Annotated in this window: 28 protein-coding genes and 3 pseudogenes; 14 read left to right on the top strand and 17 right to left on the bottom strand. The window is 60.1% G+C overall.

Features of this window, described 5'->3' with window-relative positions; genetic code table 11:
* Window positions 1–3 precede the first annotated feature (3 nt).
* The 3 genes from parE to ACSQ26_RS09325 all read left to right on the top strand — a co-directional run bounded on the left by parE (window position 4) and on the right by ACSQ26_RS09325 (window position 3,916).
* Window positions 4–2,055, top strand: coding sequence for a DNA topoisomerase IV subunit B (gene parE, locus ACSQ26_RS09335; protein WP_436008278.1), 2,052 nt, complete (start codon window positions 4–6; stop codon window positions 2,053–2,055).
* A gap of 119 nt (window positions 2,056–2,174) precedes the next feature.
* Window positions 2,175–2,789, top strand: a complete 615-nt coding sequence (locus ACSQ26_RS09330; RefSeq protein ID WP_436008277.1) for a PilZ domain-containing protein — start codon at window positions 2,175–2,177, stop codon at window positions 2,787–2,789.
* A 533-nt stretch (window positions 2,790–3,322) separates the two neighbouring features.
* Window positions 3,323–3,916, top strand: coding sequence for a transglutaminase-like cysteine peptidase (locus ACSQ26_RS09325; protein WP_436008276.1), 594 nt, complete (start codon window positions 3,323–3,325; stop codon window positions 3,914–3,916).
* Window positions 3,917–4,013: 97 nt separating this feature from the next.
* Here ACSQ26_RS09325 and ACSQ26_RS09320 read toward each other — a convergent pair whose 3' ends face one another.
* Window positions 4,014–4,334 carry a DUF6949 family protein gene (locus ACSQ26_RS09320; RefSeq protein WP_436008275.1) on the bottom strand — a complete coding sequence of 107 codons (321 nt, stop codon included), beginning with the start codon at window positions 4,332–4,334 and terminating at the stop codon, window positions 4,014–4,016.
* A 128-nt stretch (window positions 4,335–4,462) separates the two neighbouring features.
* Here ACSQ26_RS09320 and ACSQ26_RS09315 point away from each other — a divergent pair, with 128 nt between their 5' ends.
* The 3 genes from ACSQ26_RS09315 to ACSQ26_RS09305 all read left to right on the top strand — a co-directional run bounded on the left by ACSQ26_RS09315 (window position 4,463) and on the right by ACSQ26_RS09305 (window position 7,226).
* Window positions 4,463–5,182, top strand: a complete 720-nt coding sequence (locus ACSQ26_RS09315) for a hypothetical protein (protein ID WP_436008274.1) — start codon at window positions 4,463–4,465, stop codon at window positions 5,180–5,182.
* 241 nt (window positions 5,183–5,423) lie between these two features.
* Window positions 5,424–6,845 (top strand): D-alanyl-D-alanine carboxypeptidase, encoded by a 1,422-nt coding sequence (locus ACSQ26_RS09310; protein WP_436015171.1) that lies wholly within the window; start codon window positions 5,424–5,426, stop codon window positions 6,843–6,845.
* A 123-nt stretch (window positions 6,846–6,968) separates the two neighbouring features.
* Window positions 6,969–7,226: a hypothetical protein gene (locus ACSQ26_RS09305; protein WP_436008273.1), complete on the top strand. Its 258-nt coding sequence runs from the start codon at window positions 6,969–6,971 to the stop codon at window positions 7,224–7,226.
* Here the strand turns inward: ACSQ26_RS09305 and ACSQ26_RS09300 are convergent, their stop codons facing one another.
* Together ACSQ26_RS09300 and ACSQ26_RS09295 are read right to left on the bottom strand one after the other, a co-directional pair.
* On the bottom strand, window positions 7,227–7,664 hold the full coding sequence (locus tag ACSQ26_RS09300) for a DUF1489 family protein (RefSeq protein ID WP_436008272.1): 438 nt from the start codon (window positions 7,662–7,664) through the stop codon (window positions 7,227–7,229).
* Between the two features lie 51 nt (window positions 7,665–7,715).
* On the bottom strand, window positions 7,716–9,113 hold the full coding sequence (locus ACSQ26_RS09295) for an L-serine ammonia-lyase (RefSeq protein ID WP_436008271.1): 1,398 nt from the start codon (window positions 9,111–9,113) through the stop codon (window positions 7,716–7,718).
* A 156-nt stretch (window positions 9,114–9,269) separates the two neighbouring features.
* Between ACSQ26_RS09295 and ACSQ26_RS09290 the strand changes: the two genes are divergently transcribed.
* The 3 genes from ACSQ26_RS09290 to ACSQ26_RS09280 are packed head-to-tail and all read left to right on the top strand — an operon-like array spanning window position 9,270 to window position 11,462.
* The gene (locus ACSQ26_RS09290; protein ID WP_436008270.1) at window positions 9,270–9,962 is read left to right on the top strand and encodes a DUF599 domain-containing protein; all 693 of its coding nucleotides are present in this window, start codon (window positions 9,270–9,272) and stop codon (window positions 9,960–9,962) included.
* A gap of 25 nt (window positions 9,963–9,987) precedes the next feature.
* Entirely contained in the window at window positions 9,988–10,962 is a 975-nt protein-coding gene (locus ACSQ26_RS09285) for a heparan-alpha-glucosaminide N-acetyltransferase (RefSeq protein ID WP_436008269.1), read from the top strand.
* 41 nt (window positions 10,963–11,003) lie between these two features.
* Entirely contained in the window at window positions 11,004–11,462 is a 459-nt protein-coding gene (locus tag ACSQ26_RS09280; protein ID WP_436008268.1) for a methyltransferase family protein, read from the top strand.
* Here the strand turns inward: ACSQ26_RS09280 and ACSQ26_RS09275 are convergent, their stop codons facing one another.
* Window positions 11,463–11,849, bottom strand: a complete 387-nt coding sequence (locus ACSQ26_RS09275; protein WP_436008267.1) for a MerR family transcriptional regulator — start codon at window positions 11,847–11,849, stop codon at window positions 11,463–11,465.
* A gap of 72 nt (window positions 11,850–11,921) precedes the next feature.
* Window positions 11,922–13,349 (bottom strand): magnesium transporter, encoded by a 1,428-nt coding sequence (mgtE, locus tag ACSQ26_RS09270; protein WP_436008266.1) that lies wholly within the window; start codon window positions 13,347–13,349, stop codon window positions 11,922–11,924.
* 351 nt (window positions 13,350–13,700) lie between these two features.
* Here mgtE and ACSQ26_RS09265 point away from each other — a divergent pair, with 351 nt between their 5' ends.
* From ACSQ26_RS09265 to ACSQ26_RS09255, 3 genes are read left to right on the top strand one after another with little or no spacing between them, the layout of a single operon-like run.
* Entirely contained in the window at window positions 13,701–14,210 is a 510-nt protein-coding gene (locus ACSQ26_RS09265) for a Spy/CpxP family protein refolding chaperone (RefSeq protein ID WP_436008265.1), read from the top strand.
* 18 nt (window positions 14,211–14,228) lie between these two features.
* Complete coding sequence (locus tag ACSQ26_RS09260) at window positions 14,229–14,936, top strand: response regulator (RefSeq protein ID WP_436008264.1); 708 nt, start codon at window positions 14,229–14,231, stop codon at window positions 14,934–14,936.
* The gene (locus tag ACSQ26_RS09255; RefSeq protein ID WP_436008263.1) at window positions 14,933–16,201 is read left to right on the top strand and encodes an ATP-binding protein; all 1,269 of its coding nucleotides are present in this window, start codon (window positions 14,933–14,935) and stop codon (window positions 16,199–16,201) included. The genes ACSQ26_RS09260 and ACSQ26_RS09255 overlap by 4 nt, the downstream gene beginning before the upstream one ends.
* 1 nt (window position 16,202) lies before the next feature.
* Here the strand turns inward: ACSQ26_RS09255 and ACSQ26_RS09250 are convergent.
* The 3 pseudogenes from ACSQ26_RS09250 to ACSQ26_RS09240 form a co-directional block, all read right to left on the bottom strand.
* A pseudogene (locus ACSQ26_RS09250) lies at window positions 16,203–17,018 on the bottom strand (DMT family transporter); the annotation flags it as partial.
* Between the two features lie 17 nt (window positions 17,019–17,035).
* Window positions 17,036–17,796: pseudogene (locus ACSQ26_RS09245) on the bottom strand (IS5 family transposase).
* Between the two features lie 71 nt (window positions 17,797–17,867).
* Window positions 17,868–17,984: pseudogene (locus tag ACSQ26_RS09240) on the bottom strand (EamA/RhaT family transporter); the annotation flags it as partial.
* A gap of 146 nt (window positions 17,985–18,130) precedes the next feature.
* Here ACSQ26_RS09240 and ACSQ26_RS09235 point away from each other — a divergent pair.
* The gene (locus tag ACSQ26_RS09235) at window positions 18,131–19,258 is read left to right on the top strand and encodes an S-(hydroxymethyl)glutathione dehydrogenase/class III alcohol dehydrogenase (protein WP_436008262.1); all 1,128 of its coding nucleotides are present in this window, start codon (window positions 18,131–18,133) and stop codon (window positions 19,256–19,258) included.
* Between the two features lie 59 nt (window positions 19,259–19,317).
* Window positions 19,318–20,016, top strand: a complete 699-nt coding sequence (locus ACSQ26_RS09230) for a hypothetical protein (RefSeq protein ID WP_436008261.1) — start codon at window positions 19,318–19,320, stop codon at window positions 20,014–20,016.
* Between the two features lie 9 nt (window positions 20,017–20,025).
* On the opposite strand, the gene ACSQ26_RS09225 is transcribed toward ACSQ26_RS09230, so the two are convergent.
* From ACSQ26_RS09225 to rpmD, 9 genes are all read right to left on the bottom strand, one after another.
* Window positions 20,026–20,541 (bottom strand): GNAT family N-acetyltransferase, encoded by a 516-nt coding sequence (locus ACSQ26_RS09225; protein WP_436008260.1) that lies wholly within the window; start codon window positions 20,539–20,541, stop codon window positions 20,026–20,028.
* 90 nt (window positions 20,542–20,631) lie between these two features.
* Entirely contained in the window at window positions 20,632–21,054 is a 423-nt protein-coding gene (gene rplQ, locus ACSQ26_RS09220) for a 50S ribosomal protein L17 (RefSeq protein ID WP_258162276.1), read from the bottom strand.
* 121 nt (window positions 21,055–21,175) lie between these two features.
* Entirely contained in the window at window positions 21,176–22,186 is a 1,011-nt protein-coding gene (locus ACSQ26_RS09215) for a DNA-directed RNA polymerase subunit alpha (protein WP_258162277.1), read from the bottom strand.
* A gap of 85 nt (window positions 22,187–22,271) precedes the next feature.
* Window positions 22,272–22,661 (bottom strand): 30S ribosomal protein S11, encoded by a 390-nt coding sequence (gene rpsK / locus ACSQ26_RS09210; protein WP_436015169.1) that lies wholly within the window; start codon window positions 22,659–22,661, stop codon window positions 22,272–22,274.
* A 192-nt stretch (window positions 22,662–22,853) separates the two neighbouring features.
* The gene (gene rpsM / locus ACSQ26_RS09205) at window positions 22,854–23,222 is read right to left on the bottom strand and encodes a 30S ribosomal protein S13 (protein WP_258162278.1); all 369 of its coding nucleotides are present in this window, start codon (window positions 23,220–23,222) and stop codon (window positions 22,854–22,856) included.
* Between the two features lie 238 nt (window positions 23,223–23,460).
* The gene (locus ACSQ26_RS09200; protein WP_436008259.1) at window positions 23,461–24,111 is read right to left on the bottom strand and encodes an adenylate kinase; all 651 of its coding nucleotides are present in this window, start codon (window positions 24,109–24,111) and stop codon (window positions 23,461–23,463) included.
* Window positions 24,111–25,451, bottom strand: a complete 1,341-nt coding sequence (secY, locus tag ACSQ26_RS09195; RefSeq protein ID WP_436008258.1) for a preprotein translocase subunit SecY — start codon at window positions 25,449–25,451, stop codon at window positions 24,111–24,113. Before secY ends, ACSQ26_RS09200 begins: the two co-directional genes overlap by 1 nt.
* A gap of 229 nt (window positions 25,452–25,680) precedes the next feature.
* Window positions 25,681–26,163 (bottom strand): 50S ribosomal protein L15, encoded by a 483-nt coding sequence (rplO, locus tag ACSQ26_RS09190; RefSeq protein ID WP_436008257.1) that lies wholly within the window; start codon window positions 26,161–26,163, stop codon window positions 25,681–25,683.
* 16 nt (window positions 26,164–26,179) lie between these two features.
* Window positions 26,180–26,386 (bottom strand): 50S ribosomal protein L30, encoded by a 207-nt coding sequence (rpmD, locus tag ACSQ26_RS09185; RefSeq protein ID WP_258162282.1) that lies wholly within the window; start codon window positions 26,384–26,386, stop codon window positions 26,180–26,182.
* Between the last annotated feature and the right edge of the window lie 4 nt (window positions 26,387–26,390).

Raw genomic sequence — 26,390 nt, 5'->3', positions numbered from 1 at the left:
CACATGAGCCAAGCCCTTAATCTTTTCGACGACATGCCCGAGGCCCCCAAGCCGGAACGGAAGCCCGCCGCTGCTGGCAATATGTCGCCACCTCCGCCGCCAACAACCACGTCCATGCCAGAAAAATCCGGCGAGGACTATGGCGCGTCCTCGATCCGCGTCCTCGAAGGCCTCGAGCCGGTCCGCATGCGGCCGGGCATGTATATCGGCGGCACCGACGAAAAGGCGTTGCATCACCTGTTTGCCGAAGTCATCGACAATTCGATGGACGAGGCGGTGGCAGGCCACGCCAATTTCATCGAGGTCAGCCTTGATGCCGAGGGCTATCTGACGGTCAGCGACAATGGTCGCGGTATTCCGGTCGAACTGCATCCGCAGGTTCCCGGCAAGTCGACGCTCGAAGTGATCATGACCAAGCTGCATGCCGGCGGCAAGTTCGATGGCAAGGCCTATGAGACGTCGGGCGGCCTGCACGGCGTCGGCGTATCGGTGGTCAATGCGCTCTCGGATTTCGTCGAGGTCGAGGTCGCCCGCAACAAGCGCCTCTACCGCCAGCGTTTCTCGCGCGGTGTCCCGCAGGGTCCACTGGAGGAATTGGGCGAAATCCACAATCGTCGCGGCACGCGGACACGCTTCCATCCCGATCCGCAGATTTTCGGCGCCCATGCGAAATTCGATGCCGGCCGCATTTTCCGCATGTCCCGCTCGAAAGCTTATCTCTTCGGCGGCGTCGAAATCCGCTGGAGCTGCGACCCGGCGCTTGTCGAAGGTAGCGAGACCCCCGACAAGGCAGTCCTTCACTTCCCGGGCGGCCTCAAGGATTACCTCGCGGCGCAGATCGGCAAGGAATTCACCGTCACCCGCGAAATCTTCTCCGGGAAGACGGAGCGCGGCGGCCATGGATCGGTCGAATGGGCCGTGACCTGGTACGGCGGCGACATGATGCTGCATTCCTATTGCAACACCATTCCGACGCCCGAAGGCGGCACGCATGAAGCGGGCTTCCGCATCGCGCTGGCCAAAGGCCTCAAGGCCTATGCAGACCTCACCGGCAACAAGCGTGCGGCCAACATCACGACGGATGACGTGATGATCTCGGCGGCGGGCATGCTGTCGGTCTTTATCCGCGAGCCGGAATTCGTCGGCCAGACCAAGGATCGCCTGGCGTCCGTCGAAGCGCAGCGCATTGTCGAAAACGTCATCCGCGACCCGTTCGACCACTATCTCGCCGATAACCCCAATGAGGCGGACAAGCTGCTCGAATGGGTGATCGAGCGTTCGGACGAGCGCATGCGCCGGCGCAAGGAAAAGGAAGTCAATCGCAAATCAGCGGTTCGCAAGCTGCGCCTGCCGGGCAAGCTCGCCGATTGCTCGCAGAATTCCGCAGACGGCGCCGAACTCTTCATCGTCGAAGGCGACTCGGCCGGGGGCACGGCGAAACAGGCGCGCAACCGCGCCAACCAGGCCATCCTGCCGCTCAGGGGCAAGATCCTCAACGTTGCCTCGGCCGGCCGCGAGAAAATGGGCGCCAACCAGCAGATCTCCGATCTCATCCAGGCGCTCGGCTGCGGCACCAAGAGCAAATACCGGGACGAAGACCTTCGCTACGAGCGCATCGTCATCATGACCGACGCCGATGTCGACGGCGCCCATATCGCGTCGCTGCTGATCACCTTCTTCTACCAGGAAATGACGGAACTCGTGCGGAAGGGCCATCTGTTCCTTGCCGTGCCGCCGCTCTATCGCATCACCCAGGGCGCCAAGACGCTTTATGCCCGCGACGACGTGCATCGAGCCCAGTTGATGGAAACCGAATTCAAGGGCGGGAAGAAAGTTGAAATCGGCCGCTTCAAGGGTCTCGGCGAGATGTCGACCGGTCAGCTCAAGGAAACCACGATGGATCCGGCGAGCCGCACGCTTCTGCGAGTCGAAATCGATGAAATCGACTTCGAAGGCACGCGGGAAGCTGTGGACGGCCTGATGGGCACCAAGCCCGAGGCACGATTCCGGTTCATCCAGGAACGGGCGGTTTTCGCCGACAATCTCGATATATGATCGATAATCGGATTTGTTGCTATTGGCGCTGAATCCGTAGGAGTTTTGTCACACAAAAAACGCTTCGTTAACCTCGCCGCCCTATTATTCAATCCATAGGCGAAAATGGATTCTCGAATATGCCGGCATTCTCGACGACAGCACCCGCGGCCGCTCGCGTCCAGATACAGAACAACTCGAACGAACGCGTGGTTGTCAATCTCAGCGGTCGTCTCATGTTGTCGAGCAGCTACGCGGAATTCGATTGCAAGGCAGTCGAAATGTCGCCGTCGGAAGTCGTCTTCCAGTGCGCGGCATTTCCCGCGATCGGCGAACGGATCGTCGCCTATGTCGATCATATCGGCCGGCTGGAATGCACCGTCACCCGCCATGTCGATCATGGCTTTGTCTGCAAGATCAGCACGACCGACCGCAAGCGCGAGAAGCTCGCCGCCCAGCTGACCTGGCTTGCCAACAAGCATCAGTTCAACCTGCCCGAAGACCGCCGTCACGAGCGTGTCGCCCCCAACAACAACACGTCCGAACTGAGCCTCGACGACGGCCGCAACTATCCCTGCCGTATCATCGACCTGTCGATGTCGGGCGCCGCTGTCGAGATCGACGTTCGCCCCGCCATGGGCACACCGGTCAGGCTCGGTAATATGCGCGGCCGTGTCGTGCGTCATTTCCAGGAAGGCGTCGCGATCGAATTCGCCAACGTACTGTCCCGCGAAGGCCTGCAGATGCTCGTCTGACAACATCGAAAAAGTAAAGTTTTCAAGCCGGCGCTATGCCGGCTTTTTCGTTTCCAGGCCCCGGTTGCCGTTTGGCAATCCTCTGTTTACCAAGAAACGCCGCAAATCCCGCAAATCAGCGCCTTGATTCTGCCCCAAATGGATAGGTCTCCAAGGCTGTCGCGGCCTTTCCATAAGCATTGTCCAAACAGACAAGCGGCTGCGTTGCGCCAGGCCGGTCCATGGACGCTTTGCTCCAGATAGTCTGGCGGTACCCCCGAAACCTCTCATCGCTCGCAACAATTCAAGAACATGAATATTTTTCAATAACATAGGCAGGCGCTTCGATCTGCCGAGATCCGATTTCCCTAAGATTTTCATCAAATTCTACTCAAACAATAATCAAATACACATCAAATAAAGAAAGAGTTTTACTCTAATTATTGCTTCATTTTATATTTGTTTTACTAGATTTAATACTTTTTTTTACTGTCAATATTGGCGGGCGATAAAAAACTGTGTGCCATTGTCTTCCCACAACGGGGAGACACAAGATGACAAGAACATTCCTGAAGGGGCTACTGACGACCGCTTTGTTCGGCCTTGCTACAACGGCCTATGCGACGCCAGCCAATATGATCACGCTCGGCAAGACGAACCCGCCGATCGGCCACTATGAATTCTGCAAGCTCAATACCGGCAAATGCGGACCGACCAATGACGGCGGCCCATTGCAGCTAACCGAAGCAAAATGGAAGACGTTGCTCAAGGTCAACTACAACGCCAACAGCTCGGTCGAGCCGTTGACGGACCAGGAAATCTACGGCGTAGAGGAGAAGTGGGTCTATCCCAAGTCGGTCGGCGACTGCGAGGACTATGTCCTGCTCAAGCAGAAGATGCTGATCGAGCGCGGATTTTCCCCCTCCGACCTGCTGATCACCGTCGTACTGCAGCCGAATGGCGACGGTCATGCCGTGCTTGTGGTGCGCACCGATCGCGGCGACTTCGTGCTCGACAATATGCGCAACAAGGTCCTGCTCTGGTCGGACACAGAATACACCTATCTCAAGCGCCAATCGACCAGGAATGCCGCCCAGTGGGTCAAGATCGAGGACGATCATTCGCCTGCGGTTGGTAGCCTGCAGTAACAGCCACGCCTAAGGGCCCGGTCACACCCCGTATCCCCGTCCCCGGCCGAGCCCAGCTTGCCGGTCCCGTATCCCCCGGGACCGGCATTTTTTTCTTTTAGGCCGGCAGCACGAATTGCACGCCGCGCAGCACGACATAACCGTAGATCGTCGCCCAGCCGACGGCGATGAAGGCGCCGGCGGAAAGATCGCCGGCACTCAGCGATTGTTCCTTCCATCCCTCGATGAGCTTTTCGACCAGCAGGCCGGGACCTGCGACGACTGCCAGCAGCCATGGTGACAGCCGCGTCTCGATCTGGAATCCATCATGTTGCACCGGCATGCGAGAGCCTACGAACGCCCGGAGGCCATCGAGTATGGCAAGCGGCAGGGCGAGCCCGACCACGAGGCTGACGAAAACATCACCGGAATTAAACATTGGTTAACCCTAAACTGGTTGCTTCTCAAAAGCATGAGGTGAGCAAGCGCCGTGCCAGCATTTTTTGCGTCAGTCTGGCACAGGCACCACGCACGATACTTCCGCCAGGCAACCAACGGGTGATGACGATGACGACCGCATCCGACACCGACGAATCCTTGATATCCAATCGCTTGCTGTTCCGGCTGACGGCGGCGATTGGTGTCCTGGCCGCCCTGACAGCCTTGATCAGTGTTGCGGGCAAGAACTACGGCGACGAACTGTCCCTCGGCGGGCATACCGCGTCCACGGAGATCCAGCATGTCATCGTCGGCCAGGATGTGATCGCGCTCCCCGCCAATGTGATCTGCTTCGAAAGCCAGCGTCGCAGCGGCCCCACCGATGCGGTCAGCGTCTACCTGTCATGGCCGCGGATGGAAGGCTATTCGCACGCCAATGCCATAGCGTTCTCCAATCCGGCCAATGCCGAGGCGCTGGTTTTCGCCGACTTCTCGCAAAGTGTCATGTCGCGCGATATGTCGGGCAGGCTCGAGCCGATCTATGAAAGACTATTCACGGGCGAGCCGCGCCCCGGCCCTTCCGGTCTGGTGATCCACGATCTCTCGGAGAAATCGGGCTTCGGCGACGAGAAGCTGTTGACGGGAACGACGAAGACCGGCGCCGTCTACGCCGTGCGCTGCATCCTGCCCAGGTCGAGGGCACAAGCCACCGCCGCCGATTGCCAGCGCGACATTCAGGTCGGTCGCGATCTCACGCTGCTTTACCGCTTCTCCTCCAATCTTCTGCCGCAATGGGAGAAGATCGATAGCGCTATGCTGGAATTCGCCACCAGGCATATCAAGCGATAGAACGGCAAATTTATTTGATTTCAGTACTTTGTGAACCATCCCGCCCGAAATTAACGCTAAACGCATTTTTTCCTTCAATGGCACAGAAATGTCTCAACTTATCATTCATCATAAACTGATTGGTAACGCTAACTCGGTAGATTTTTTCCAATCACGCCGCACCTCCCAACGGCAGACTGAAACAAAAACAAAGAGTAGCATTGTGTCACAATTCAAGTTCGTATCGCCTTCGATCGAAGGCATGCACCATCCGCTTATCAGGGCTTTTTGGTCGCTTGCATTGGCCGTGTTGATCGGCTTTGTTTTTACTGCCGAAGCCTTCGCCGGACCCCGCCCCGCCAGCATCGTCATCGACGTGCGCACCGGCAAGATCATGGCCTCGGAAGATCCGGACGGCCTGCGCTATCCCGCCTCGCTCACCAAGATGATGACGCTCTATATGGTGTTCGATGCTCTCGAGTCGGGCCGCATCTCGCTCAATACCCGTGTACCGGTCTCGGCCCATGCCGCTGCCCAGCAGCCGTCCAAGCTCGGCGTCCGCAAGGGTAGCACCTTTACCGTTGAACAGGGCATTCTCGCTCTCGTGACCCGCTCTGCCAATGATTGCGCCACGGCGTTCGCCGAATTCCTCGGTGGCACCGAGCCGCGCTTCGGCAAGCTGATGACCTCCAAGGCGCGCCAACTCGGCATGACCCGTACCGTCTACCACAATGCCAACGGCCTTCCGGATGCGCGCCAGGTGACCACCGCCCGCGACCAGGCCCGCCTCGGCATCGCGCTGCGCAAGCACTTCCCTGACTATTACGGCTATTTCGCCACTCGTTCCTTCAGGTACGGCAAGCAGGTGATCGGCAACCACAATCGTCTTCTCGGCAATGTTCGTGGCGTCGACGGCATCAAGACCGGCTACACCCGCGCCGCAGGCTTCAACCTGGTGACATCTGCCCAGGCTGATGGCCGCTCCATCGTCGGTGTCGTGCTCGGCGGCAAGTCCGGCCGCTCACGCGATGCCAAGATGCGCAAGCTGGTCGAAACCTATCTGCCGCAGGCATCGCGCAAGGGCAAGATGAACGACTTCATCGCCAAGGCCGAACAGCCCGCAGTCGTCGAGACCGCCTATGCCGAGCCCGAGCGGGACACCGAAATGGAAGTCGCGACACGTGCGCTCGATCTTCCGCATAACGGTCCGGTGCCGGCCACCCGCTACGAGCAGGCCGAAGAGGAAGTTGCCTCGGCTGACGACGCTCTCGTGCCGGTGATCCGCACCAAGACGGTCAAGATCACCAAGTCCAATCGCGCTGCGAAGATCGTTCTCCCCGAGGAGCCTGTCGGCGAAGATGTCGCCGAAGCCGAGGCACCGGTTCGCGAAGAGCAGAAGGTCGATCAGGTGACCACCGCGTCCACCAAGTCCGACATCTCGGGTTGGGTGATCCAGGTCGGTGCGGCTCCTGAAAAGGACCAGGCCATGAATCTCCTGCAGAAAGCGCAGGATAAGGGCGGCAAGGTATTGCGTTCCGCCACTCCCTTTACCGTCGCCTTCGTCAAGGGCGAAGAACAGCTCTTCCGCGCTCGCTTCGGCGGCTTCTCCGATCAGGATGAAGCGGTCCGCGCCTGCAAGGTGCTGAAGCGCAAGGGCGTCAGCTGCTGGGCAAGCCTGCAGTAAAACGAATTCGGAGAGCCGCGCGTACTTGCGGCTTTCCATGACGGTGAACCCGTCGCGTTAAGGAATACGGGAGGCTCGCCTCCCGGCTCAAAACCTCGATTTGTATTGCGTACGAGGCAACCTATGGCACAGAACGGCAACATATCCGAGTTCAAGTCCAAGAATGCCGGCAAGGCCACCGGCCTTCATCCGTTGCACGAAGCGGCGATGAAACTGGCCGGGATGGGGCTCAACCGCTCCCATTCCAAGACCCGCGATCTCGTCGCCATGCTGCTCGGCCATGGCGCCCGCGCCTGGCGCGCCGGCCAGCCGGAAGTCAACCTTCATCTTCATGTGAAGACGCCGAACGGCGCCCACCCCATCCGGCTCAGGCTTCGCTGATCAGAGAAGCCCGAGTTCCGCGAGTTCGCGCTTCAATTCCGCTGGCATGTCCTTCTCGGACTGCCCAGCCTCGAAAAGATCGCGCGGCGCATCCTTCGTCTCGAGATAGCGCCAGCCCTGGAACGGCCGCTTCGGCTGCGGCATGGTCTCGATGACCTGAGGTCCGAGGATCAACTTGCACCGGCCGATGCCGTCGACATCTGTAAACTCTACGAGATCGAGCAGGGGCTGGCGGGCGCAAAGCTGACCCTTGATCACCCAATAGAGCGATCCGCCGTCGAGAAGATCGGCCACCCGCTTGGGCGTCATGCGCGTCGTGTGCGAGGAGTGCGGCTGATGACCGGAGGCAATTGCCATGAGTGACCGCTCCGTCACCCATTCCCGGAGATCATCGATCGAGTCGCAACCGACGCAGAGCTTGATGAGATGAAGTGCCATGCCCTCTTCTCCGCCAAGTCGCCGCAATCGTCAACACGGACGCTTGGGATATCAACACTCGACCACATTGACGGCGAGGCCGCCGGTCGAGGTTTCCTTGTACTTCTCGTTCATGTCGTTGCCGGTCTGGCGCATCGTCTCGATACAGGCGTCGAGCGGCACGAAATGCTGGCCATCGCCCTTCAGCGCCAATGAGGCGGCAGTGACCGCCTTGACCGCACCCAGCGCGTTGCGCTCGATACAGGGCACCTGGACCAGCCCGGCGATCGGATCGCAGGTCATGCCGAGATGGTGTTCGAGCGCGATCTCGGCCGCGTTCTCGATCTGCTCGGGCGTAGCGCCCATGACGGCGGCGAGGCCGGCAGCGGCCATCGCGGCAGCCGAACCAACCTCGCCCTGACAGCCGACCTCGGCGCCGGAGATCGAGGCATTGTGCTTGATGATGCCGCCGACCGCGGCTGCGGTCAGCAGGTAGTCGCGGATGCCGTCCTGGTCCCAATCCTCATGGAAATGCTGGTAGTAGCGGATAGTGGCCGGAATGACGCCGGCCGCACCATTGGTCGGTGCCGTGACGATCCGGCCGCCGCCGGCATTTTCCTCGTTGACCGCCATCGCGTAGACCGACAGCCAGTCATTGGCGAGCAACGGGTTGACCTTGTTGGAGCGCCACTCTTCCTGCAGCTTGTCGTGGATCTGACGTGCTCGGCGGCGAACCTTGAGCCCACCCGGCATAATGCCATCGACTGCCAGCCCGCGATCGATACAATTGGTCATCGCGTCCCAGATCTTGTCGAGCTTGGCGTCGAGATCGTCACGGCTCATCGAGACTTCCTCGTTGGCACGCTTCATCTGGGCAATCGACAGGCCGGAACGATTGGCCATTTCAAGCATCTGCTTGGCTGAGGCGAAGGGGTATGGCACCTTGACGCTGTCAGGCTTTTTGGCGCTGCGCGCCTTTTCCAGTTCGACATCGGTGACCACGAAGCCACCGCCGATCGAATAATAGACCTGCTTGAGCAACAGCCGCCCTGCCCCGTCGAAGGCCGAAAACGTCATGCCGTTGGCGTGTCCCGGCAGTGGGTTCTTCTTGTCGAGGACCAGATCGTCTTTCGGCCGGAAATCATAAGTGGGATGGCCCGGCGGGTTGATCTTGCCCGTGCGCTCGACCTCGGCGACCAGCGCATCCATCTGATCCGGATCGACGCTTTCGGCATTCTGGCCGGTCAGCCCGAGAATCACGGCGCGGTCCGAACCATGGCCGATGCCGGTATAGGCGAGCGACCCATGCAGGCTCGCCTTGATCGCGGCCACCTTCGCGCCGGATGGACGCGGCCAGTCGGGCGACAGGATCAATGCCAGGAAGGCGTTCGCTGCCGTCATCGGCCCCATTGTGTGGGAGCTCGACGGGCCGATGCCGATCTTGAACACATCGAACACGGATAGAAACATGAATGACCGCCTTGCCGCCTCGGGTTAATTCCACTGACCATCTTATGACAATTCGCGGGCTTCCGCGCGATGGACTTTCCGCCACACGCTGCTACGCTCGCGACATATCAGGATGCGACTATCAATATAGGCACGAATCCCCTTATCAGTAGAGCCATGACGCATCTCGACTATTTCGCTTTGGTCTTCTTTATCGCCACCTGGGGCGGCTTCAACTGGCTGACCAGTGTCGAGCGGCAATCATCCCATATGAGCATCACGCGCGCCATGGCGATCCACCGCGCTCGCTGGATCCAGAATTCGCTTGGCCGCGACCTGAAGATGATCGACACGCAGATCATGGCGGGCCTGCAGAACGGCACCGGATTTTTCGCCTCGGCCTCGCTCTTCGCGCTCGGAGGCTGCTTCGCACTTCTCGGCGCCACGGATCAGGTCGAGGCCCTGTTCCGGGATCTGCCGATCATGCTGCAGGGCGGTCGCCAGGGCTTTGAGATGAAGGTCGGCGGCCTGGCTGTCATATTCGGCTACTCCTTCTTCAAGTTCGGCTGGTCCTATCGCCTGTTCAACTATTGCTCGATCCTGTTCGGCGGCTTGCCGATGCATGCGGAGACCATCAAGGAGCCCGAACGCGCGGCAAAGGCGGCCGAGCGCGTCATCGCGCTCAACATCATCGCGGCGAAGCATTTCAATGCCGGCCTCAGGGCGATCTTCCTGTCGATCGGCTATCTCGGCTGGTTTGTGAATGCCTATGTCTTTATGGCAATGACCGTGTTCGTTTTCTTCGTTCTCATACGCCGCCAGTTCTTCTCGGAAGCACGCCAGGCGATCCTCAAGGATATGGAATTGTGATGCCGCATCCGCTGCGGAGCCCCCGATGACGGAAACCGCATCCCCCGAGAAGGCCCTAACGGGCAGGCGAATCGCATGGCTGGATATCCTGCGTGGCGCGGCACTGATCGCCATGGCGAGCTATCATTTCCTCTGGGATCTCAGCGATTTCGGCTATCTCGAACCTGGTTATCCCGAGACCGGTTTGCCGAAGATCTACGCCCGCTCGATCGCCTCGACCTTCCTGTTCCTCTCAGGCTTCTCGCTGGTACTGGCAAACCGCAAGGGCATTCAGTGGCGGCCGTTCTGGACACGGTTCCTGATGATCGTTGCCGGAGCCGGCCTGGTCACGCTCTATTTCTATCTGTTCGACCCAGTGGGGCTGGTTTTCTTCGGCATCTTGCACGCCATCGCGGCGGCGAGCCTCGTCGGCCTCCTGTTCCTGCGCCTGCCGGCGCCAGTCACCGCCGTGGCAGGGGTACTTGCGGCGGTCGCACCGCACTACCTCACGTCGGAGGCATTCGACACGCCATGGCTCTGGTGGCTGGGGCTGTCGACGCGGACGCGCAACAGCTTCGATTTCGTACCGCTCCTGCCCTGGCTTTGCCCCTTTTTCCTCGGTATCGCAGCCGCACGGATCGAACCGGTCATCTCCTGGCTGCGACAAAATGCTTCTGTGGAACCAGCGAAGAAAACCCTCCGCGCCGGCCTTGCCTTCCTCGGCCGTCACAGTCTGGTCTTTTATCTCGTGCATCAGCCCGTGCTGATCGCGATTCTCTATGGCGTTTCACTTGCTTACCCCGCGCCGGTGGTCGAACCGACGGTGCGATATATGCGAAACTGCGAACGCAGTTGCAGGGATGACCCGCGGGCCGGGTTCTGCGACCGGTTTTGTGGATGCACGCTGGACGAACTGGTGCGACAGGACCTGCTCCTTCAGCTCCAGTCCGGCGCAATATCGCCAGGCAAGGATGAACGCCTCAATCGAATCGCAAATGAATGCACAGCATGGTCCGAATAGCGGACCGACCTTGGCGGGCAGAAAGCATGAATGCATATCGCATGAGGCCACTCAGTTTTCCGTGGACCCCTTTCGTCTATATCGCCGCGATCCTGGTCGCGGTCGGCCTTGATCGGCTTTTCCCGCTCGAGCTGCTCGACGGCTGGTATCTGACGTTTCTAGCGTTTGGCAGCCTGTTCCTCGTTATGTCTGTCTGGCTCGGCTTCTCAGGTTTTCGCAAGCTTTACAAATCCGGCACGGCAATGCTGTCCTCGGGCACGGCCACACGGCTGGTCACGTCAGGGCCTTACCGCTTCACCCGCAATCCGGTCTATCTCGCCTATACGCTCGGCACATCAGGCGCGGGCATGGTCACCGGCAATGCCTGGCTGATCGCCGCGGCGATCGTCACTGCCGGCATCACCCATGCCTGGATCATCCGCCGCGAGGAAAAGCACCTGCTGGCGCGCTTCGGCTTCGAATTCGAGAACTACTGCCGCCGCACCCGCGCCTGGATCTGATCAGGTACTCACGCCGATCTCGGCGAGCCGGTTGAGGCAGGTTTCCTCGATACTGTCGAGCTCGCCGATCGTCTCGTCGATATCCTTGCGGCGCTGCCGCAGCCCGTCCCGCTTTTCCTCGACCTTCCTCATCAGCAGCTTCAGCTGACCCGCCTCACCCGGCGGTTCGTTATAGACCTGGATGATTTCCCTGATCTCGGCGATCGTGAACCCGATCCGCCGCCCGCGCAGGATTTGCGCGATCAGATGCCGGTCGGCCGTGCGGTAGAGCCGCGTGCGCCCGCGGCGCTCCGGATGGATCAGACCCTCGTCCTCGTAGAACCGCAATGTGCGCGTCGAAATATCGAATTCGCGCGTCATCTCGGTAATGCTGTAGAGCTTAGTCACGGAGGACTCCGTTCAAATGCAGGCAGGATGCGCAGGCTACAAGTTCTTACGTAAAAGTCAATTTTTCCGGGGCTACCGCAAGGCGAACCACAATGTCGCCAGCCCGAGAAAGCCGAAGAAGCCGGTCATGTCGGTCATCATCGTCACGAAGACGGACGATGCCACCGCCGGATCGGCTCCGAACCGATTGAGCAACAGCGGAACCAAGTTGCCAGCCAGCGCCGCCATCATGAAGTTGACGAAGAGCGCGATCCCTATCACCAGACCGAGATGGTAGTCGTGGTACATCAACGAGGCTACCGTGCCAACCAGACAGGCGAAGATGAACCCGTTGGTCGCGCCGACACCGAGCTCGCGGCGAATGATGCGGCCGGCATTGTAGATATCGAGATCGCGGGTCGCGAGCGCACGCACGGTGACGGTCATGGTCTGGGTGCCGGCATTGCCGCCCATCGAGGCGACGATCGGCATCAGCACGGCCAACGCTACCATCTCCTGGATCGTGGCATCGAAGAGCCCGATCACCGTCGATGACAGGAATGCGGTCCCGAAATTGATGAATAGCCAGAGGAAACGCGACCGCACCGTCGAGACCACATTGTCCGACAGTTCTTCGTCGCCGACGCCGGCGAGACGCTTGATGTCCTCGTCCGCCTCCTCGTGGATGACGTCGACCACGTCGTCGATCGTCAACACGCCCACGAGGCGGTCGTTCTCATCCACCACGGCCGCGGACAGAAGGTCATACTGCTCGAAAAGCTGTGCGGCTTCTTCCTGGTCCATCTCGGCGGGAATCGGATGATTGGTCTCGCGCATGATGTCCTCGACCTTCACCGCGCGTTTGGTGCGCAGGATGCTGTCGAGGTCGACGACGCCCATCAGCTTGAAGGTCGGGTCGATGACGAAGATTTCGGTAAAACTGTCGGGCAGATCCTGCTCTTCGCGCATGTAGTCGATGCACTGGCCGATCGTCCAGAATGGCGGCACAGCAACGAATTCAGAGCGCATACGGCGCCCGGCGGAGCTTTCAGGATAATCGAGCGAGCGGCGCAGCCGTACTCGTTCGGTGAAAGGCAGCTTGGAAAGAATTTCTTCCCGGTCCTCGTCGTCGAGGTCTTCGAGAATATAGACGGCGTCGTCCGAATCGAGGTCGGTGAGACCCGCCGCGATCGCTTCGTTGGGAATATTCTCAACGATCTCGAGGCGGATCGCCTCATCGACCTCGGTCAGCGCCGCAAAGTCGAAGTCGTCGCCCAGCAGGTGGACCAGCGCGTTACGCTGGTCGGGCAGGATTGCCTCGAGCACGTCGCCCAGTTCGGAAATATGCAGGCTGCCGACATTGCGGCGCAACCAGATGACGTCGCGGTCGGCGATAGCCGCGCCCACCATGGTGAGGAAGTCACCACGGACCGAACCGTCTTCCGTATAGATATCGGAGAGCTCAACCTTTTCTTCAGGTTCAGGGGCGTGTTTGATTTCGTCCGAGCTATCTTGCGACATAGCTAAGCCCCTTTTGATCCTGAAGTACCTTGCCAACGAAAACCCGCGTGCGATGCAGGAAATTCCCGTAATGGCTTGCTTACATGAGCTGTTTCTCTTTCCGGCCGATTTCTCTCGCCGACTTCGTGCTAGACGAATTTGCAGCCCGGGTCCAACGAAAAAGAGAACCCGCCCGGCAATTCTCCCCACGATGATTAAATTCAAGAAAATCAAAAGCCTGTGCGCTCTTCCGACAACGTGAAGAACGCGCTTTCGGGCTTTACATTACTTTACACCAGCGACAACCGGGGGAAACAGACAGCGGCTATCTTGCAGTCATCGGAAACGACGAACCGCGGAAAGGACAGTCTGATGACCGAGAACAACATTGGGCCGGAAATCGAGATTCTCCCCCCGGAAAAACCCGGCTGGGGTCGCAAGCTGATCATCGGCGGCGTGGCTGTCATTGCGATCGCCGGTGCCGGTGCCTATGCCTTCGCCAACAATGACGACTGGGGTGGCCGCCACAAGTTCATGCGCGGCTACATGGAATACCGGCTTGACCAGATGCTGACCGACGCCGGCGCATCGGACGACCAGAAATCGAAACTCAAGGCGCTCGTCACGTCGACCGTGGACGAGGTTCGCCCGGACAGGGAGACGCGGATGGCCATGCGAGACGAAATCATCAAGCTTATTGAAGCTCCCACCATCGACCGGACTGCGATCGAGGCTCTGCGCGCCAAACAGATGGCTCAGTTCGAAGAACGGTCGAAAACCATTGCCAAAGCGGTTGCCGATGCGGCAGAAATCCTTACCCCCGAACAGCGCAAGAAGCTGGTAGAGGAAATGAAGGAATTCGGCCCTCACGGCCGCTGGTAAAGGTTGATGGGAGAAAGCATGGCGGCGGAAGTGCTGATTATCGACGATGACACACGTCTCGCCGCCATGCTCTCCGACTATCTGCGATCGGCAGGTTTTACGACCCGCAGCGCGGCCACAGGCAATTCCGGCCTCCAGGAAATTGCTCGAAAGGCGCCTGACGCTGTGATCCTCGACGTGATGCTCCCCGATCACGACGGGTTCGAAATCTGCCGCCGCATCCGCGCCGGCTCCGGTCTCCCGATCCTCATGCTGACTGCGAAGGGTGAGGAATTGGACCGTATAGTAGGACTGGAACTCGGCGCGGACGACTATCTGCCGAAACCTTTCAGCCCGCGCGAACTTGCGGCGCGGCTGAAAGCCATCCTGCGGCGCACGCAAGGCTCGTCCTCGATCGCGCCGATGGACATATTGCGCTTCGGCCGGCTTGAGATCGATCGCGGCCAGCGCTGCGTGCGGCTGGACGGCGGCGAACGGCCCCTCACCGGCTACCAGTTCGCGCTGCTCGTCAACATGGCCGAGAATGCCGGACGCGTGCTGTCGCGCGAACGCCTGATGGAACTCACCAAGGGTGAGGAACTCGAAGCCTTCGACCGGTCCATCGACGTGCATATTTCCCGCATCCGGGCGGCCATCGAGACCGATCCGAAACATCCGCGCCGCATCATCACGCTGCGCGGCTCGGGCTATATCTTCGCCCGCAACCAGGACGAATCCGAGCGATGATCCGCAGCCGCCTCTACATCAAGATGTATCTCACGGTTCTCTGTGGCCTGATGCTCGTCGTGCTGTCGCTTGGCACCTATGCGATGTTGGGTGATTTCGGCGACGAGGATCACGGCTTCTCGGGCAAGCTCGACCGTTTCGCCAGCGCCATGCTCAGCGCCGACATGACGAAAGAGCAGCGGCAGGAGATGCTGGACAGGCTCGCCAAGGGCCTTGATGCCGATGTCGGCCTGTTCGACGGGCAAGAGCGCTACATCCAGGGCGCGGGCGCCATGGCGACGCGTGAGGGCGCAACGGCCTTCCTGGACGAGAGAAATCGCCATCGCAAGGAATTCGATGCCAAGCTGTCCGATGGAAACCATGTCCGCGTGTTCATGGACCGCAACTTCGACCAGTCTCGCTGGCACTTCCTGACCGCTATCCTGATCGTGGCACTCGCGATCGGCGTTGCTTCGTTGCCCGCCGTGCGCTACTTGACACGCCGTCTCGAACAATTGCGCCGTGGCGTCGAGCACTGGGGCGACGGCGCGCTGTCGAGCCGCGTCGAAGTCTGTGGCCGCGACGAGATCGCCCAGGTGGCGAAGAGCTTCAATCGCGCCGCCGACCGGGTCGAGGGCGTGATCAATTCGCAGAAGAGCCTCCTCGCCAATGCCAGCCACGAGCTCAGGTCACCCTTGGCGCGCCTGCGCATGGCCACGGAAATATTCGAAGCCTCACCCAGCGACAGCCTGCGCGAGGAGATTGTCCGCAATCTCGCCGAACTCGATGAACTGGTTGATGAAATCCTGCTCAAGAGCCGGATCGACAGCGACCAGAAAATGGACCTGGGCCAGTTGGTGGACTTGTTGCCGCTGGCCGCTGAGGAGGCCGCCGCCGTCAACGCCGAGATCGAGGGCGGATCGCTGACCATACCGGGCAATGAACGGCTGCTGCGCCGCATGATCCGCAATCTGCTGCAAAATGCGGCACGCCACGGCAAACCACCGGTGACGATCCACCTTACCTCGAACAAGGGGCTGGCGAACATTGCTGTCTGCGACAAGGGCGACGGCATCCGGCCTGAGGAGGCGGCACGCGTGTTCGAGCCCTTCTACCGGCCCGAAGGGCGCAGCGAGTCCGCAGGCGGCTGGGGCCTTGGCCTGGCGCTGGTGGCAGAGATCGCGCGGCTTCACAGGGGCCGTGCCTGGTACAGCGCACTCGACGATGGCGGCGCATGTTTCACGGTCGAACTGCCGCTTGATCCGCCGGCCGCCAAGCGCGCATGAGCTACGGCACGCCAGCCGCTTCCTTCTGCACCCGCCGCTCGCGCCAGATGATATAGAGGCCGGAGCCGACGATGATGGCGACACCCAGCCATTTCGACGGCGTCGGGAATTCGCCGAACAGCGTGAAGCCGAGGATCGTCGCCGAGATGATCTCGAAATACTGGAAGGGTGCGAGGATCGATACCGGCGCCAGCCGGAACGCCCAAAGCACCAGAAGGTGGCCGTAGCCGGATAGCGCTCCGAGGACGAGCAGCAGCGTGAGACTGAAGCCAGAATCCGGTAGCGCCATCTGGAAATCGGCATTCCCCAGCCCGTCACCGATCAGCAGTGCGACAGCCATGAAGATCGCGCCGCCCAAGCCTGAAATCGTCTGCATCGTCAGCGGTGGATCGGCCTCACCGATCGCCCGGTTCATGAAGAGATAGAGCGCGAAGAGAAAGGCGCACAGCACCGGCAGCAGCGACATCACGCCGAAAATCTCGAAGCTCGGCTGGATGACGATCATCGCGCCGCCGAAACCGATCAGGATCGCAACCCAGCGCCGCCAGCCCACCTTCTCGCCGAGAAATGCCGCTGACATCGCAGTCAGCATGAAGGGCTCGACGAAATAGATCGCGAAGACATCGGCCAGCGGCATATATTTGATCGCGGTGAAGAACAGCAGCGTCGCCGCCGCATGCAGCGCACCGCGCATGAGGTTCATCCAGGGTCGCTTTGCGCGGAAAGCACCCGATCCCGCCACGGTGAGCAGCAGCCGGACCGTGAGCACCAATTGGAAGAAGAAGCGGTAGAACGTCACCTGCGCTGGCGACATGGCCTAGGTCGTGTGGACACTTACCTGATCCATAGTACGATAGCTGCGATTGTGACGACGGCTAGGTAGTTTCGTGCGGTTTTCTCGAAACGTGTCGCGACCCTGCGGAAGTGCTTGAGCTTGGAGAAGCAGCATTCAATGAGGTGGCGCTGGGCATAGAGGTCCTTGTCGAGCGGGTATTTCTGAGCACGGGAGGGATTGTTGGGGATCACCGCCACAGCGCCTTTGTCCGCGATGGCGTCGCGCAGACGGTCGCTGTCATAGGCGGTGTCGGCCATGACGATATCGGCAGGCAGGCCCTCGATCAGGACATCGGCTTGTGGCGCATCGCCTTTCTGGCCGGCGGTCAGTGTGAAGCGGACCGGGCAGCCGAGACCACGCACCGCCATGTGGATTTTGGTGCTCAGTCCGCCGCGAGAGCGGCCAAGGGCTTGATCTTCAGCCCCCTTTTTGCGCCGGCGGCGTGCTGATGAGCGCGGATGATGGTGGAATCGACGATCAGATACTCGAAGTCCGGATCATCGGACATCGCCGCAAACATGCGCCACCAGATGCCCTTCTCGCTCCAGCGGCTGAAGCGGCGGAAGACACTGTTCCACTCGCCGAACACCTCCGGCAGGTCACGCCAGGGTGAGCCGGTGCGCACGATCCAAAGCACTGCTTCCACGAACATACGATTGTCGCGACCGGACGAACCGCGCGTGCGATCGTCACCAATGATGTGCGGCGATATCCGCTCCCACTGCTCGTCCCGAAGGATCAACCGGTCCAATACACCCATGACTGCCTCCAAAAGACAGTCTTGAATCTGATTTGCTCAGCCTTGGGAATCCCAAGAGTCCACACGACCTAGAAGGTCGAGAGATATTTCGCGATCCCATCCATGCACGGCAGGATCATCATCGCGAAGGCCATGATCGCGAGGCCCTTGAACAGGCCGTTCTGCGCGGCGAGAGGATCGTCTTGCATGGGATGATTCGCCTGGCGGGAGATTTCGATAATAGGCGCCCGGTCTATTCGAAGCATGTCAGCACATCAAAATAATTTGCGCTCTTGCATCGTCATGGATCATTGTGATTTGAAGATTCGAAATAACGAATTCAGGGAGAACCACCATGGACGTCCGCGCAGCCGTGGCCACGCAGGCCGGCAAGCCACTTGAAATCATGACCGTGCAGCTCGAGGGTCCGAGGGCCGGCGAAGTGCTGATCGAGGTCAAGGCAACCGGCATCTGCCACACCGACGATTTCACCCTGTCGGGCGCCGACCCCGAAGGCCTCTTTCCAGCCATTCTCGGCCACGAGGGCGCGGGCGTCGTGGTCGATGTCGGCCCGGGCGTGACATCAGTCAAGAAGGGCGACCACGTCATCCCGCTCTATACTCCGGAATGCCGCTCCTGCCCTTCCTGTTTAAGCCGCAAGACCAATCTCTGCACCGCCATCCGCGCCACCCAGGGCCAGGGCCTGATGCCGGATGGCACCAGCCGCTTCTCGATCGGCAAGGACAAGATCCACCACTATATGGGCTGCTCGACCTTCGCGAATTTCACCGTGCTCCCCGAGATCGCCGTCGCCAAGGTGCGCGAAGACGCCCCCTTCGACAAGATCTGCTACATCGGCTGCGGCGTGACCACGGGCATCGGCGCGGTGATCAACACTGCCAAGGTCGAGATGGGCGCCACGGCCATCGTCTTCGGCCTCGGCGGCATCGGCCTCAACGTCATCCAGGGCCTGAAGCTCGCGGGCGCGGACATGATCATCGGCGTCGACATCAACAACGACAAGAAGGCTTGGGGCGAACGCTTTGGAATGACTCACTTTGTCAATCCGAAAGACGTCGATGGCGATATGGTTCCCCATCTCGTCAACATGACCAAGCGTGGCGCCGACCAGATCGGTGGCGCCGACTACACATTCGATTGCACCGGCAATACCAAGGTCATGCGCCAGGCGCTCGAAGCCTCGCATCGCGGCTGGGGCAAGTCGGTCGTCATCGGCGTCGCCGGCGCCGGCCAGGAAATCTCCACCCGCCCCTTCCAGCTGGTCACCGGCCGCACCTGGATGGGCACCGCCTTCGGCGGCGCCCGCGGCCGCACCGACGTGCCGAAAATCGTCGACTGGTACATGGACGGCAAGATCCAGATCGACCCGATGATCACCCACACAATGCCGCTCGAAGACATCAATAAGGGCTTCGAGCTCATGCATTCGGGCGAGAGCGTCCGTGGCGTGGTGGTTTACTGATCGATCCAAGCAGGGGCGCCGAATGCGGCGCCCTCGTTTCCCACAACGGAAAATGTCATATGCTCTTCCTCAATCGGGCGGGACTGGTGATCCTCAGCCAGCCCAAGACCGGCACGACGGCCCTCGAAAACGCACTGACGCCGCGCTCGTCGATCTCGATCAGCAAGCCGCCCGAACTCAAGCACATGTCCTATCGCGGCTTCATGACCTATATGGCGCCGATGATCGAGGCCCATACCGGCATGAAGCGATCGGATTATGAGGTCGTCTCGGTGATGCGCGAGCCGCTTGATTGGCTCGGCAGCTGGTATCGCTATCGCACCCGCGACGAGCTCAAGAAGCCTGATAATCCACGTTCGGTGAATTATACCGGCGGCATGAGTTTCGACCAGTTCGTGCGCGATTTCTGCAAGCCTGTTGGCGAGCAACCAGTGCATGCGCGCATTAAGACCCCGTCCTGGGTGGCGTTGTCGGGCAGGAACTCAATCGGCGTCGACCGGCTCTATCCATACGAGAATCTCGAGGATCTCTATCAATTGATCATCGACCGCACGGGCAAGCCGATCGACGCGAAACTCGCCAATGTCTCACCGGAAATGCCGCTCTCGCTCACCGACGCCGCGAAGACAGTGCTGCGACAGGCATGCGCGTTCGAATTCGAGCTCCATGCATCCCTGAGACGTGATGGAGCCGTCGACGGGAAGTTTAAGCGGCAAATGTCAGACATCGATACGGCGGATCTCTCGCCCGGCGTCTGATCCGGCCGGTTAGCGCAGCCTTTCCAGAAAGATGTTCAAGCTACCCTTGTATTCGCCGCGATCGAACTCGCGAAAGCCGAACCGCTCTGCCAGCCTCAGCGACGCCGTATTGTCCGGTTCGATCATACAGACGGTCCGAGGCGATGGGAAATGGCTGTCGAACCACACGATCGCGGCCGTCGCCGCCTCACCCGCCAGTCCCTCGCCATGAAAATCGGGATGCAGTGTCCACATCGTCTCCGGCACGCCGTCAAACGCGGGTCCGTTGCCGCGATGGAAATGCCCGAAGCCGACCTCGCCGCAGAGCCTGCCGGATGCAAGGTCGAACGCCAGGAACGGCGCAAAGCCGAAGACCTGCCGGTGACCGATCCAGCGCAGCAGCCGCGCCCAAACCTCCTCATCCCATAACGGCGGAAACCGGAAGCCGCCATCGGGACCCGGCAGGCGCTGGGTCCAGAGCGGAATATAGGCAGCAAAGTCGTCGATGCGGTGTTCGCGGAGGAGAAGGCGCTGTGTCTCGATCATCTACGGAATCTAGGCATTGATCCGTCCCGACACAACGCAAAAAAGCCGGGCTCATCGCCCGGCTCCTTCAATTCATGCGATCCTGATGGATCAAGCGGCTTCGGCGGCCTTCTCGGCTTCGACGCGCGCGTGGTCAGCCGCACCCTTGGCCGAGACGTCGCGGTCGACGAATTCGACGACTGCGAGCGGGGCGTTGTCGCCATGGCGGAAGCCGGCCTTCATGATGCGGATGTAGCCGCCATTGCGGTTCACATAGCGCGGTGCGATTGCCGAGAACAGCTTGGCGACCAGCTCGGCGGAGCCGATCTGCGAGATCGCCTGGCGGCGGGCATGAAGGCTGCCCTTCTTGCCGAGCGTCACGAGCTTTTCGACGATCGGACGGATTTCCTTTGCCTTCGGCAAGGTGGTGACAATCTGCTCATGTTCGATGAGCGAGGCTGCCATATTTGCAAACATCGCCTTGCGATGGCTTGCGGTTCTGTTGAGCTTGCGGCCGACCATACCATGGCGCATTGCTATTCTCCTTTAATCGCAGGTTACCCTAGTTTTTGTTGGGCCTGCCGTTTCCTGGCACATGCAGATAAAAACCTGCTGTTTGACGGGGAAAGGCAAGTGGAACCTGCCTTTTCTGTTCTTAATATTGGTCTTCGTAGCGCTTGGCGAGTTCTTCGATGTTCTCGGGCGGCCAGGCGGGAACTTCCATACCAAGATGGAGGCCCATGGACGCGAGAACTTCCTTGATCTCGTTGAGCGACTTGCGGCCGAAATTCGGAGTGCGAAGCATTTCGGCTTCGGTCTTCTGAATGAGGTCGCCGATATAGACGATGTTGTCGTTCTTGAGGCAGTTGGCCGAACGCACGGAAAGCTCGAGTTCGTCCACCTTCTTGAGCAGCGCCGGGTTGAAGGCGAGTTCGGTGATGGCTTCCTCTTCGGCTTCCTTCTGCGGTTCGTCGAAGTTGACGAACACGGACAGCTGGTCCTGAAGAATGCGGGCGGCGAAAGCAACGGCATCTTCGCCCGTGACGGAACCGTCGGTCTCGATGGTCATGGTCAGCTTGTCGTAGTCGAGAACCTGGCCTTCACGGGTGTTTTCCACCTTGTAGGACACTTTCTTGACCGGCGAGAACAGGCTGTCGACCGGGATGAGGCCGATCGGCGCGTCTTCGGAGCGATTGCGATCAGCAGGAACGTAGCCCTTGCCATTGGCAACGGTGAATTCCATGCGGATCTCGGCGCCCTCGTCGAGCGTGCAGATCACGTGGTTCGGGTTGAGGATCTCGATGTCGCCGACGGTCTGAATGTCGCCTGCGGTCACCTGACCCGGACCCTGCTTGCGCACGACCATGCGCTTGGGATCGTCGCCATCCATCTTGATGGCGATTTCCTTGATGTTGAGCACGATGTCCGTCACATCTTCCCGAACGCCGGGGATGGAGGAGAATTCGTGCAGCACGCCGTCGATCTGCACTGCCGTCACAGCCGCACCGCGGAGCGAGGAGAGCAGGATACGGCGGAGCGCATTGCCGAGGGTGAGGCCAAATCCACGCTCGAGCGGCTCGGCAACAAGGACAGCCTTGATGCGGCTCGAAGACGAAAACTCGACCTTGTTCGGCTTGATGAGTTCCTGCCAGTTCTTCTGAATCATGTGTAGTTACCTTCCATTCGTGCCACCATCCAATCGTGGCAATCGACATCGAGGACACCGGCCGAAGCCGGCGGCGCGGATATGATCAGACGCGGCGCTTCTTGCGCGGGCGGCAGCCATTGTGCGGAATCGGGGTCACATCGCGGATCGAGGTGATCATGAAACCGGCAGCCTGGAGCGCGCGAAGAGCGGACTCACGACCCGAACCCGGACCGCAGACTTCCACTTCCAGCGACTTCATGCCGTGTTCCTGAGCCTTCTTGGCGCAATCTTCGGCAGCGACCTGGGCGGCGAACGGGGTCGACTTGCGCGAGCCCTTGAAGCCCTTGGCGCCAGCCGACGACCAGGCGATCGCATTGCCCTGTGCATCGGTGATGGTGATCATCGTGTTGTTGAAGGTCGAGTTGACGTGAGCGACACCCGACGAAATATTCTTGCGTTCGCGACGGCGGACGCGTGTGGCTTCCTTGGCCATATGCTTTCCTTTCATTGATCTCTTCACCGCCGTAATGCCAGCGGCTACACCGGGAAAGGATTGACGTCCCTACCCTGTCGTCCCGGTCCCTCGGGAGGGACCGCATGCGATCAGAGGCCGAGGCCTCTGAAACTGGCAAAAGAGGCTCGTGCGGAAGCACCAGCCTCTTTCGTCTTCCGTCTATTGACGAAATTACTTCTTCTTGCCGGCAATCGCCTTTGCCGGACCCTTGCGGGTGCGGGCATTGGTGTGCGTGCGCTGGCCGCGAACGGGCAGCGAGCGGCGATGACGCAGGCCGCGGTAGCAGCCGAGGTCCATCAGACGCTTGATGTTCATCGAGGTTTCGCGGCGAAGATCGCCTTCCACCTGATAGTCGCGGTCGATGGCTTCGCGGACAGCAAGAACTTCGGCGTCGGTGAGCTGATGCACGCGGCGTTCAGCCGGGATGCCGACCTTCTCGACGATTTCCTGAGCGAATTTCGGACCGATCCCGTGGATATAAGTCAGAGCGATGACAACACGCTTCTGAGTCGGGATGTTGACGCCAGCTATACGGGCCACGCCTGTTCTCCTTCACAATCCGGTTGCCATCCGGCAATCGGCTTTTCTTCGTTGCGCGACTGGTTTGGCCAGTCACAAGTTTTAAAACAGCGGTTCGCTTTCACGTCAAAAACGACCGTACCGGACTTCCCGATTCTCAAAGGGAAAGCCGCGCCGATCGACGAGTATTTCGCGAGTTGGCGCGTCAATAGCGGAATCGCCTGGAAAAAGCAACACGCCGCTAAAAGATTCTTGGATATCAGACCTTGGCGAGAATCGCCTCGATCGATGCGGTTACTTCATCCATATCGGCCATGCCGTCAACCGATTTCAGGAGACCCTTGGCGTGATAGTAGCCGATCAGGGGCGAAGTCTTCTTGTAATAGTCCTGCAGCCGTGTCGCCACCGTCTCTGCATTGTCGTCGGCACGGCGCTTGAAGCTGGTCGAACCGCATTTGTCGCAGACACCGTCCACCTTCGGCTTGTGCAGCCGGTCATGGTAGCCGGCCCCACAATTGGCGCATGTGTAGCGACCGGAAATGCGATCGACGAGGACCGCGTCATCGACCTGAACCTCGATCACCACATCGAGCTTGGTGCCCTTGGTGGCGAGCATCGCTTCGACGGCATCGGCCTGGACGAGGGTACGCGGGTAACCATCGAGGATGAAGCCGTCCTTGCAATCTGGCTGGTCGATTCGCTCGGAGACGATGGCATTGACGATCTCGTCGGATACGAGATTTCCGGCATCCATCACCGCCTTGGCGCGCTTGCCGACATCAGTGCCGGCGGTCACTGCTGCACGCAGCATGTCACCAGTCGAAAGTTGCGGAATGCCATGCTTCTCCACGATCCGCTGCGCCTGGGTGCCCTTCCCCGCGCCCGGCGGCCCCAACAAGATTAACCGCATTATCCCCTCTTACCTCCCCGGAGTTTCGACTTCTTGATGAGCCCCTCATATTGCGTGGCGATCAGATGTCCCTGGATCTGTGCTACAGTATCAAGGGTGACGCTGACAACAATCAAAAGCGACGTGCCACCAAGGTAGAACGGCACACCGGTCTGGGCAATCAGGATCTCCGGCAGGATGCAGACGAAAATCAGGTAGAGCGCACCGACCACCGTGATACGGGTCAGCACATAATCGATATATTCCGCGGTCCGCTCACCCGGACGGATGCCGGGGATGAAGCCGCCTTGCTTCTTGAGGTTATCGGCGGTGTCCTTCGGATTGAAGACGATCGCCGTGTAGAAAAAGGCGAAGAAGCCGATCAGGCCCGCATAGGCCAGCATGTAGAGCGGCTGGCCATGGCCAAGGGCTGCCACGATCGCGGTCGCCCAATCCGGCAACGTGCCCTGGCTGCCTGAGAAGCCAGCTAGCGTGGCGGGCAAGAGCAACAGCGACGATGCGAAGATGGCCGGGATGACGCCTGAAGTGTTGAGCTTCAGCGGCAGATGCGACGTGTCGCCCTGGAACATCCGGTTGCCGACCTGTCGCTTCGGATACTGGATCAGGAGCCGTCGCTGGGCGCGCTCGAAGAACACGATCATCGCGATTGCCGCGATGGCAACGAGGATCACCACAACGATGATAGCCGTCGAAAGCGCACCGGTGCGGCCCAGTTCGAGAGTACCGGCAAGAGCGCTCGGGAGTGCCGCGACGATACCCGCGAAGATGATCAGCGAGATACCGTTACCGATACCGCGCGAGGTGATCTGCTCACCGAGCCACATCAGAAACATCGTGCCGCCGAGAAGTGTCACGACGGTCGAAATGCGGAAAAACCAGCCGGGATCCATGACGATCCCCTGCCCCGATTCCATCGAGACCGCGATGCCATAGGCCTGCAGCGCGCCCAGGATCACCGTGCCGTAGCGGGTGTACTGGTTGATCATCTTGCGGCCCTGCTCGCCCTCTTTCTTGAGCTGCTCGAGCGCCGGAATGACCGAGGTCATCAGCTGAACGATGATAGACGCGGAGATATAGGGCATGATTCCGAGTGCGAAGATCGCCATGCGCTCGACGGCACCGCCGGAGAACATGTTGAAGATGCCGAGAATGCCGCTGGACTGCGTCTTGAACGCATTGGCGAATGCGGCCGGATCGATGCCGGGAAGCGGAATATAGGTGCCGAGGCGATAGACGAGAAGCGCGCCAAGGGTGAACAGAAGACGCTTCTTGAGGTCCTCAGCCTTTGAAAAGGTCGAAAAGCTCAGGTTGGAAGCTAGTTGTTCCGCTGCAGAAGCCATGAATTTCTCCGCAAAACCGAAACCGGGACGGAGATCGGCGTCATCCGGAGTGGCAGGTCTGAATTGTCAAAGAAAACCAAAAGCGGGCAGCAAGGAAAATTCGCCGGCCTCACAATCAGGTTTCGCATTCTCCGCCAGCCGCCGCAGAAGTGCGCGGACTGCCGGATGTGAGGCTCTCATATAGGAGAGAAAACGCCCGGTGTGAAGCACCGGGCGTCAATTTGTCAGCTTATTCGGAAGCGGCTTCAGCAACCGGCGCCAACAGCTTTATGGAGCCGCCGGCCTTCTCGATTTTCTCGACCGCAGCCTTGGAAGCACCCATGGCTTCGATCGCGACCTTGGCCTTGATCTCGCCATCGGACATGATGCGGATACCGTCCTTTTCGCGACGGATCACGCCGGCAGCCTTGAGGGCGGCCGCGTCAACGGTCTTCTTGCCGTCGAGCTTCTTGGCATCGATCGCGGCCTGGATGCGGCCGAGCGACACGACGACGAAGTCGGACTTGAAGATGTTATTGAAGCCACGCTTCGGCAGACGGCGGTAGATTGGCATCTGGCCGCCTTCAAAACCGTTGATGGCAACGCCGGAACGGGCCTTCTGACCCTTCACGCCGCGACCGCCGGTCTTGCCGGTGCCCGAGCCGATACCGCGGCCCACGCGCTTGCGACGCTTGAGGGCGCCTTCATTGTCGGTGATTTCATTCAGTTTCATGATCGTCTCTCCCGGCTCACTTGTCGTCGACAACGCGAACCAGGTGGCTGACCTTGGCGATCATGCCACGCACGGACGGCGTGTCTTCGAGCGTACGGACGCGGTGCATCTTGTTGAGGCCGAGGCCGATCAGGGTCTGTTCCTGGCGGGCCGGACGGCGAATCGGCGAACCGATCTGCTCAACGGTGACGGTGGTCTTCTTGGTTTCTGCCTTCTTGGCCATGATC

It is taken from the genome of Rhizobium sp. LjRoot254, assembly GCF_964254105.1.
Classification (GTDB): domain Bacteria; phylum Pseudomonadota; class Alphaproteobacteria; order Rhizobiales; family Rhizobiaceae; genus Rhizobium_E.
Note: the sequence above shows the minus strand (reverse complement) of the source record. Positions and strands in the feature narration are given on the sequence as shown.

What these genes read in the sequence shown, in the direction of transcription:
- parE (WP_436008278.1), top strand. Translation starts at nt 4, where the DNA reads ATGAGCCAAGCCCTTAATCTTTTCGACGACATGCCCGAGGCCCCCAAG.
- ACSQ26_RS09330 (WP_436008277.1), top strand. Translation starts at nt 2,175, where the DNA reads ATGCCGGCATTCTCGACGACAGCACCCGCGGCCGCTCGCGTCCAGATA.
- ACSQ26_RS09325 (WP_436008276.1), top strand. Translation starts at nt 3,323, where the DNA reads ATGACAAGAACATTCCTGAAGGGGCTACTGACGACCGCTTTGTTCGGC.
- ACSQ26_RS09320 (WP_436008275.1), bottom strand. Translation starts at nt 4,334, where the DNA reads ATGTTTAATTCCGGTGATGTTTTCGTCAGCCTCGTGGTCGGGCTCGCC.
- ACSQ26_RS09315 (WP_436008274.1), top strand. Translation starts at nt 4,463, where the DNA reads ATGACGACCGCATCCGACACCGACGAATCCTTGATATCCAATCGCTTG.
- ACSQ26_RS09310 (WP_436015171.1), top strand. Translation starts at nt 5,424, where the DNA reads ATGCACCATCCGCTTATCAGGGCTTTTTGGTCGCTTGCATTGGCCGTG.
- ACSQ26_RS09305 (WP_436008273.1), top strand. Translation starts at nt 6,969, where the DNA reads ATGGCACAGAACGGCAACATATCCGAGTTCAAGTCCAAGAATGCCGGC.
- ACSQ26_RS09300 (WP_436008272.1), bottom strand. Translation starts at nt 7,664, where the DNA reads ATGGCACTTCATCTCATCAAGCTCTGCGTCGGTTGCGACTCGATCGAT.
- ACSQ26_RS09295 (WP_436008271.1), bottom strand. Translation starts at nt 9,113, where the DNA reads ATGTTTCTATCCGTGTTCGATGTGTTCAAGATCGGCATCGGCCCGTCG.
- ACSQ26_RS09290 (WP_436008270.1), top strand. Translation starts at nt 9,270, where the DNA reads ATGACGCATCTCGACTATTTCGCTTTGGTCTTCTTTATCGCCACCTGG.
- ACSQ26_RS09285 (WP_436008269.1), top strand. Translation starts at nt 9,988, where the DNA reads ATGACGGAAACCGCATCCCCCGAGAAGGCCCTAACGGGCAGGCGAATC.
- ACSQ26_RS09280 (WP_436008268.1), top strand. Translation starts at nt 11,004, where the DNA reads ATGAGGCCACTCAGTTTTCCGTGGACCCCTTTCGTCTATATCGCCGCG.
- mgtE (WP_436008266.1), bottom strand. Translation starts at nt 13,349, where the DNA reads ATGTCGCAAGATAGCTCGGACGAAATCAAACACGCCCCTGAACCTGAA.
- ACSQ26_RS09265 (WP_436008265.1), top strand. Translation starts at nt 13,701, where the DNA reads ATGACCGAGAACAACATTGGGCCGGAAATCGAGATTCTCCCCCCGGAA.
- ACSQ26_RS09260 (WP_436008264.1), top strand. Translation starts at nt 14,229, where the DNA reads ATGGCGGCGGAAGTGCTGATTATCGACGATGACACACGTCTCGCCGCC.
- ACSQ26_RS09255 (WP_436008263.1), top strand. Translation starts at nt 14,933, where the DNA reads ATGATCCGCAGCCGCCTCTACATCAAGATGTATCTCACGGTTCTCTGT.
- ACSQ26_RS09235 (WP_436008262.1), top strand. Translation starts at nt 18,131, where the DNA reads ATGGACGTCCGCGCAGCCGTGGCCACGCAGGCCGGCAAGCCACTTGAA.
- ACSQ26_RS09230 (WP_436008261.1), top strand. Translation starts at nt 19,318, where the DNA reads ATGCTCTTCCTCAATCGGGCGGGACTGGTGATCCTCAGCCAGCCCAAG.
- ACSQ26_RS09225 (WP_436008260.1), bottom strand. Translation starts at nt 20,541, where the DNA reads ATGATCGAGACACAGCGCCTTCTCCTCCGCGAACACCGCATCGACGAC.
- rplQ (WP_258162276.1), bottom strand. Translation starts at nt 21,054, where the DNA reads ATGCGCCATGGTATGGTCGGCCGCAAGCTCAACAGAACCGCAAGCCAT.
- ACSQ26_RS09215 (WP_258162277.1), bottom strand. Translation starts at nt 22,186, where the DNA reads ATGATTCAGAAGAACTGGCAGGAACTCATCAAGCCGAACAAGGTCGAG.
- rpsK (WP_436015169.1), bottom strand. Translation starts at nt 22,661, where the DNA reads ATGGCCAAGGAAGCCACACGCGTCCGCCGTCGCGAACGCAAGAATATT.
- ACSQ26_RS09200 (WP_436008259.1), bottom strand. Translation starts at nt 24,111, where the DNA reads ATGCGGTTAATCTTGTTGGGGCCGCCGGGCGCGGGGAAGGGCACCCAG.
- secY (WP_436008258.1), bottom strand. Translation starts at nt 25,451, where the DNA reads ATGGCTTCTGCAGCGGAACAACTAGCTTCCAACCTGAGCTTTTCGACC.
- rplO (WP_436008257.1), bottom strand. Translation starts at nt 26,163, where the DNA reads ATGAAACTGAATGAAATCACCGACAATGAAGGCGCCCTCAAGCGTCGC.
- rpmD (WP_258162282.1), bottom strand. Translation starts at nt 26,386, where the DNA reads ATGGCCAAGAAGGCAGAAACCAAGAAGACCACCGTCACCGTTGAGCAG.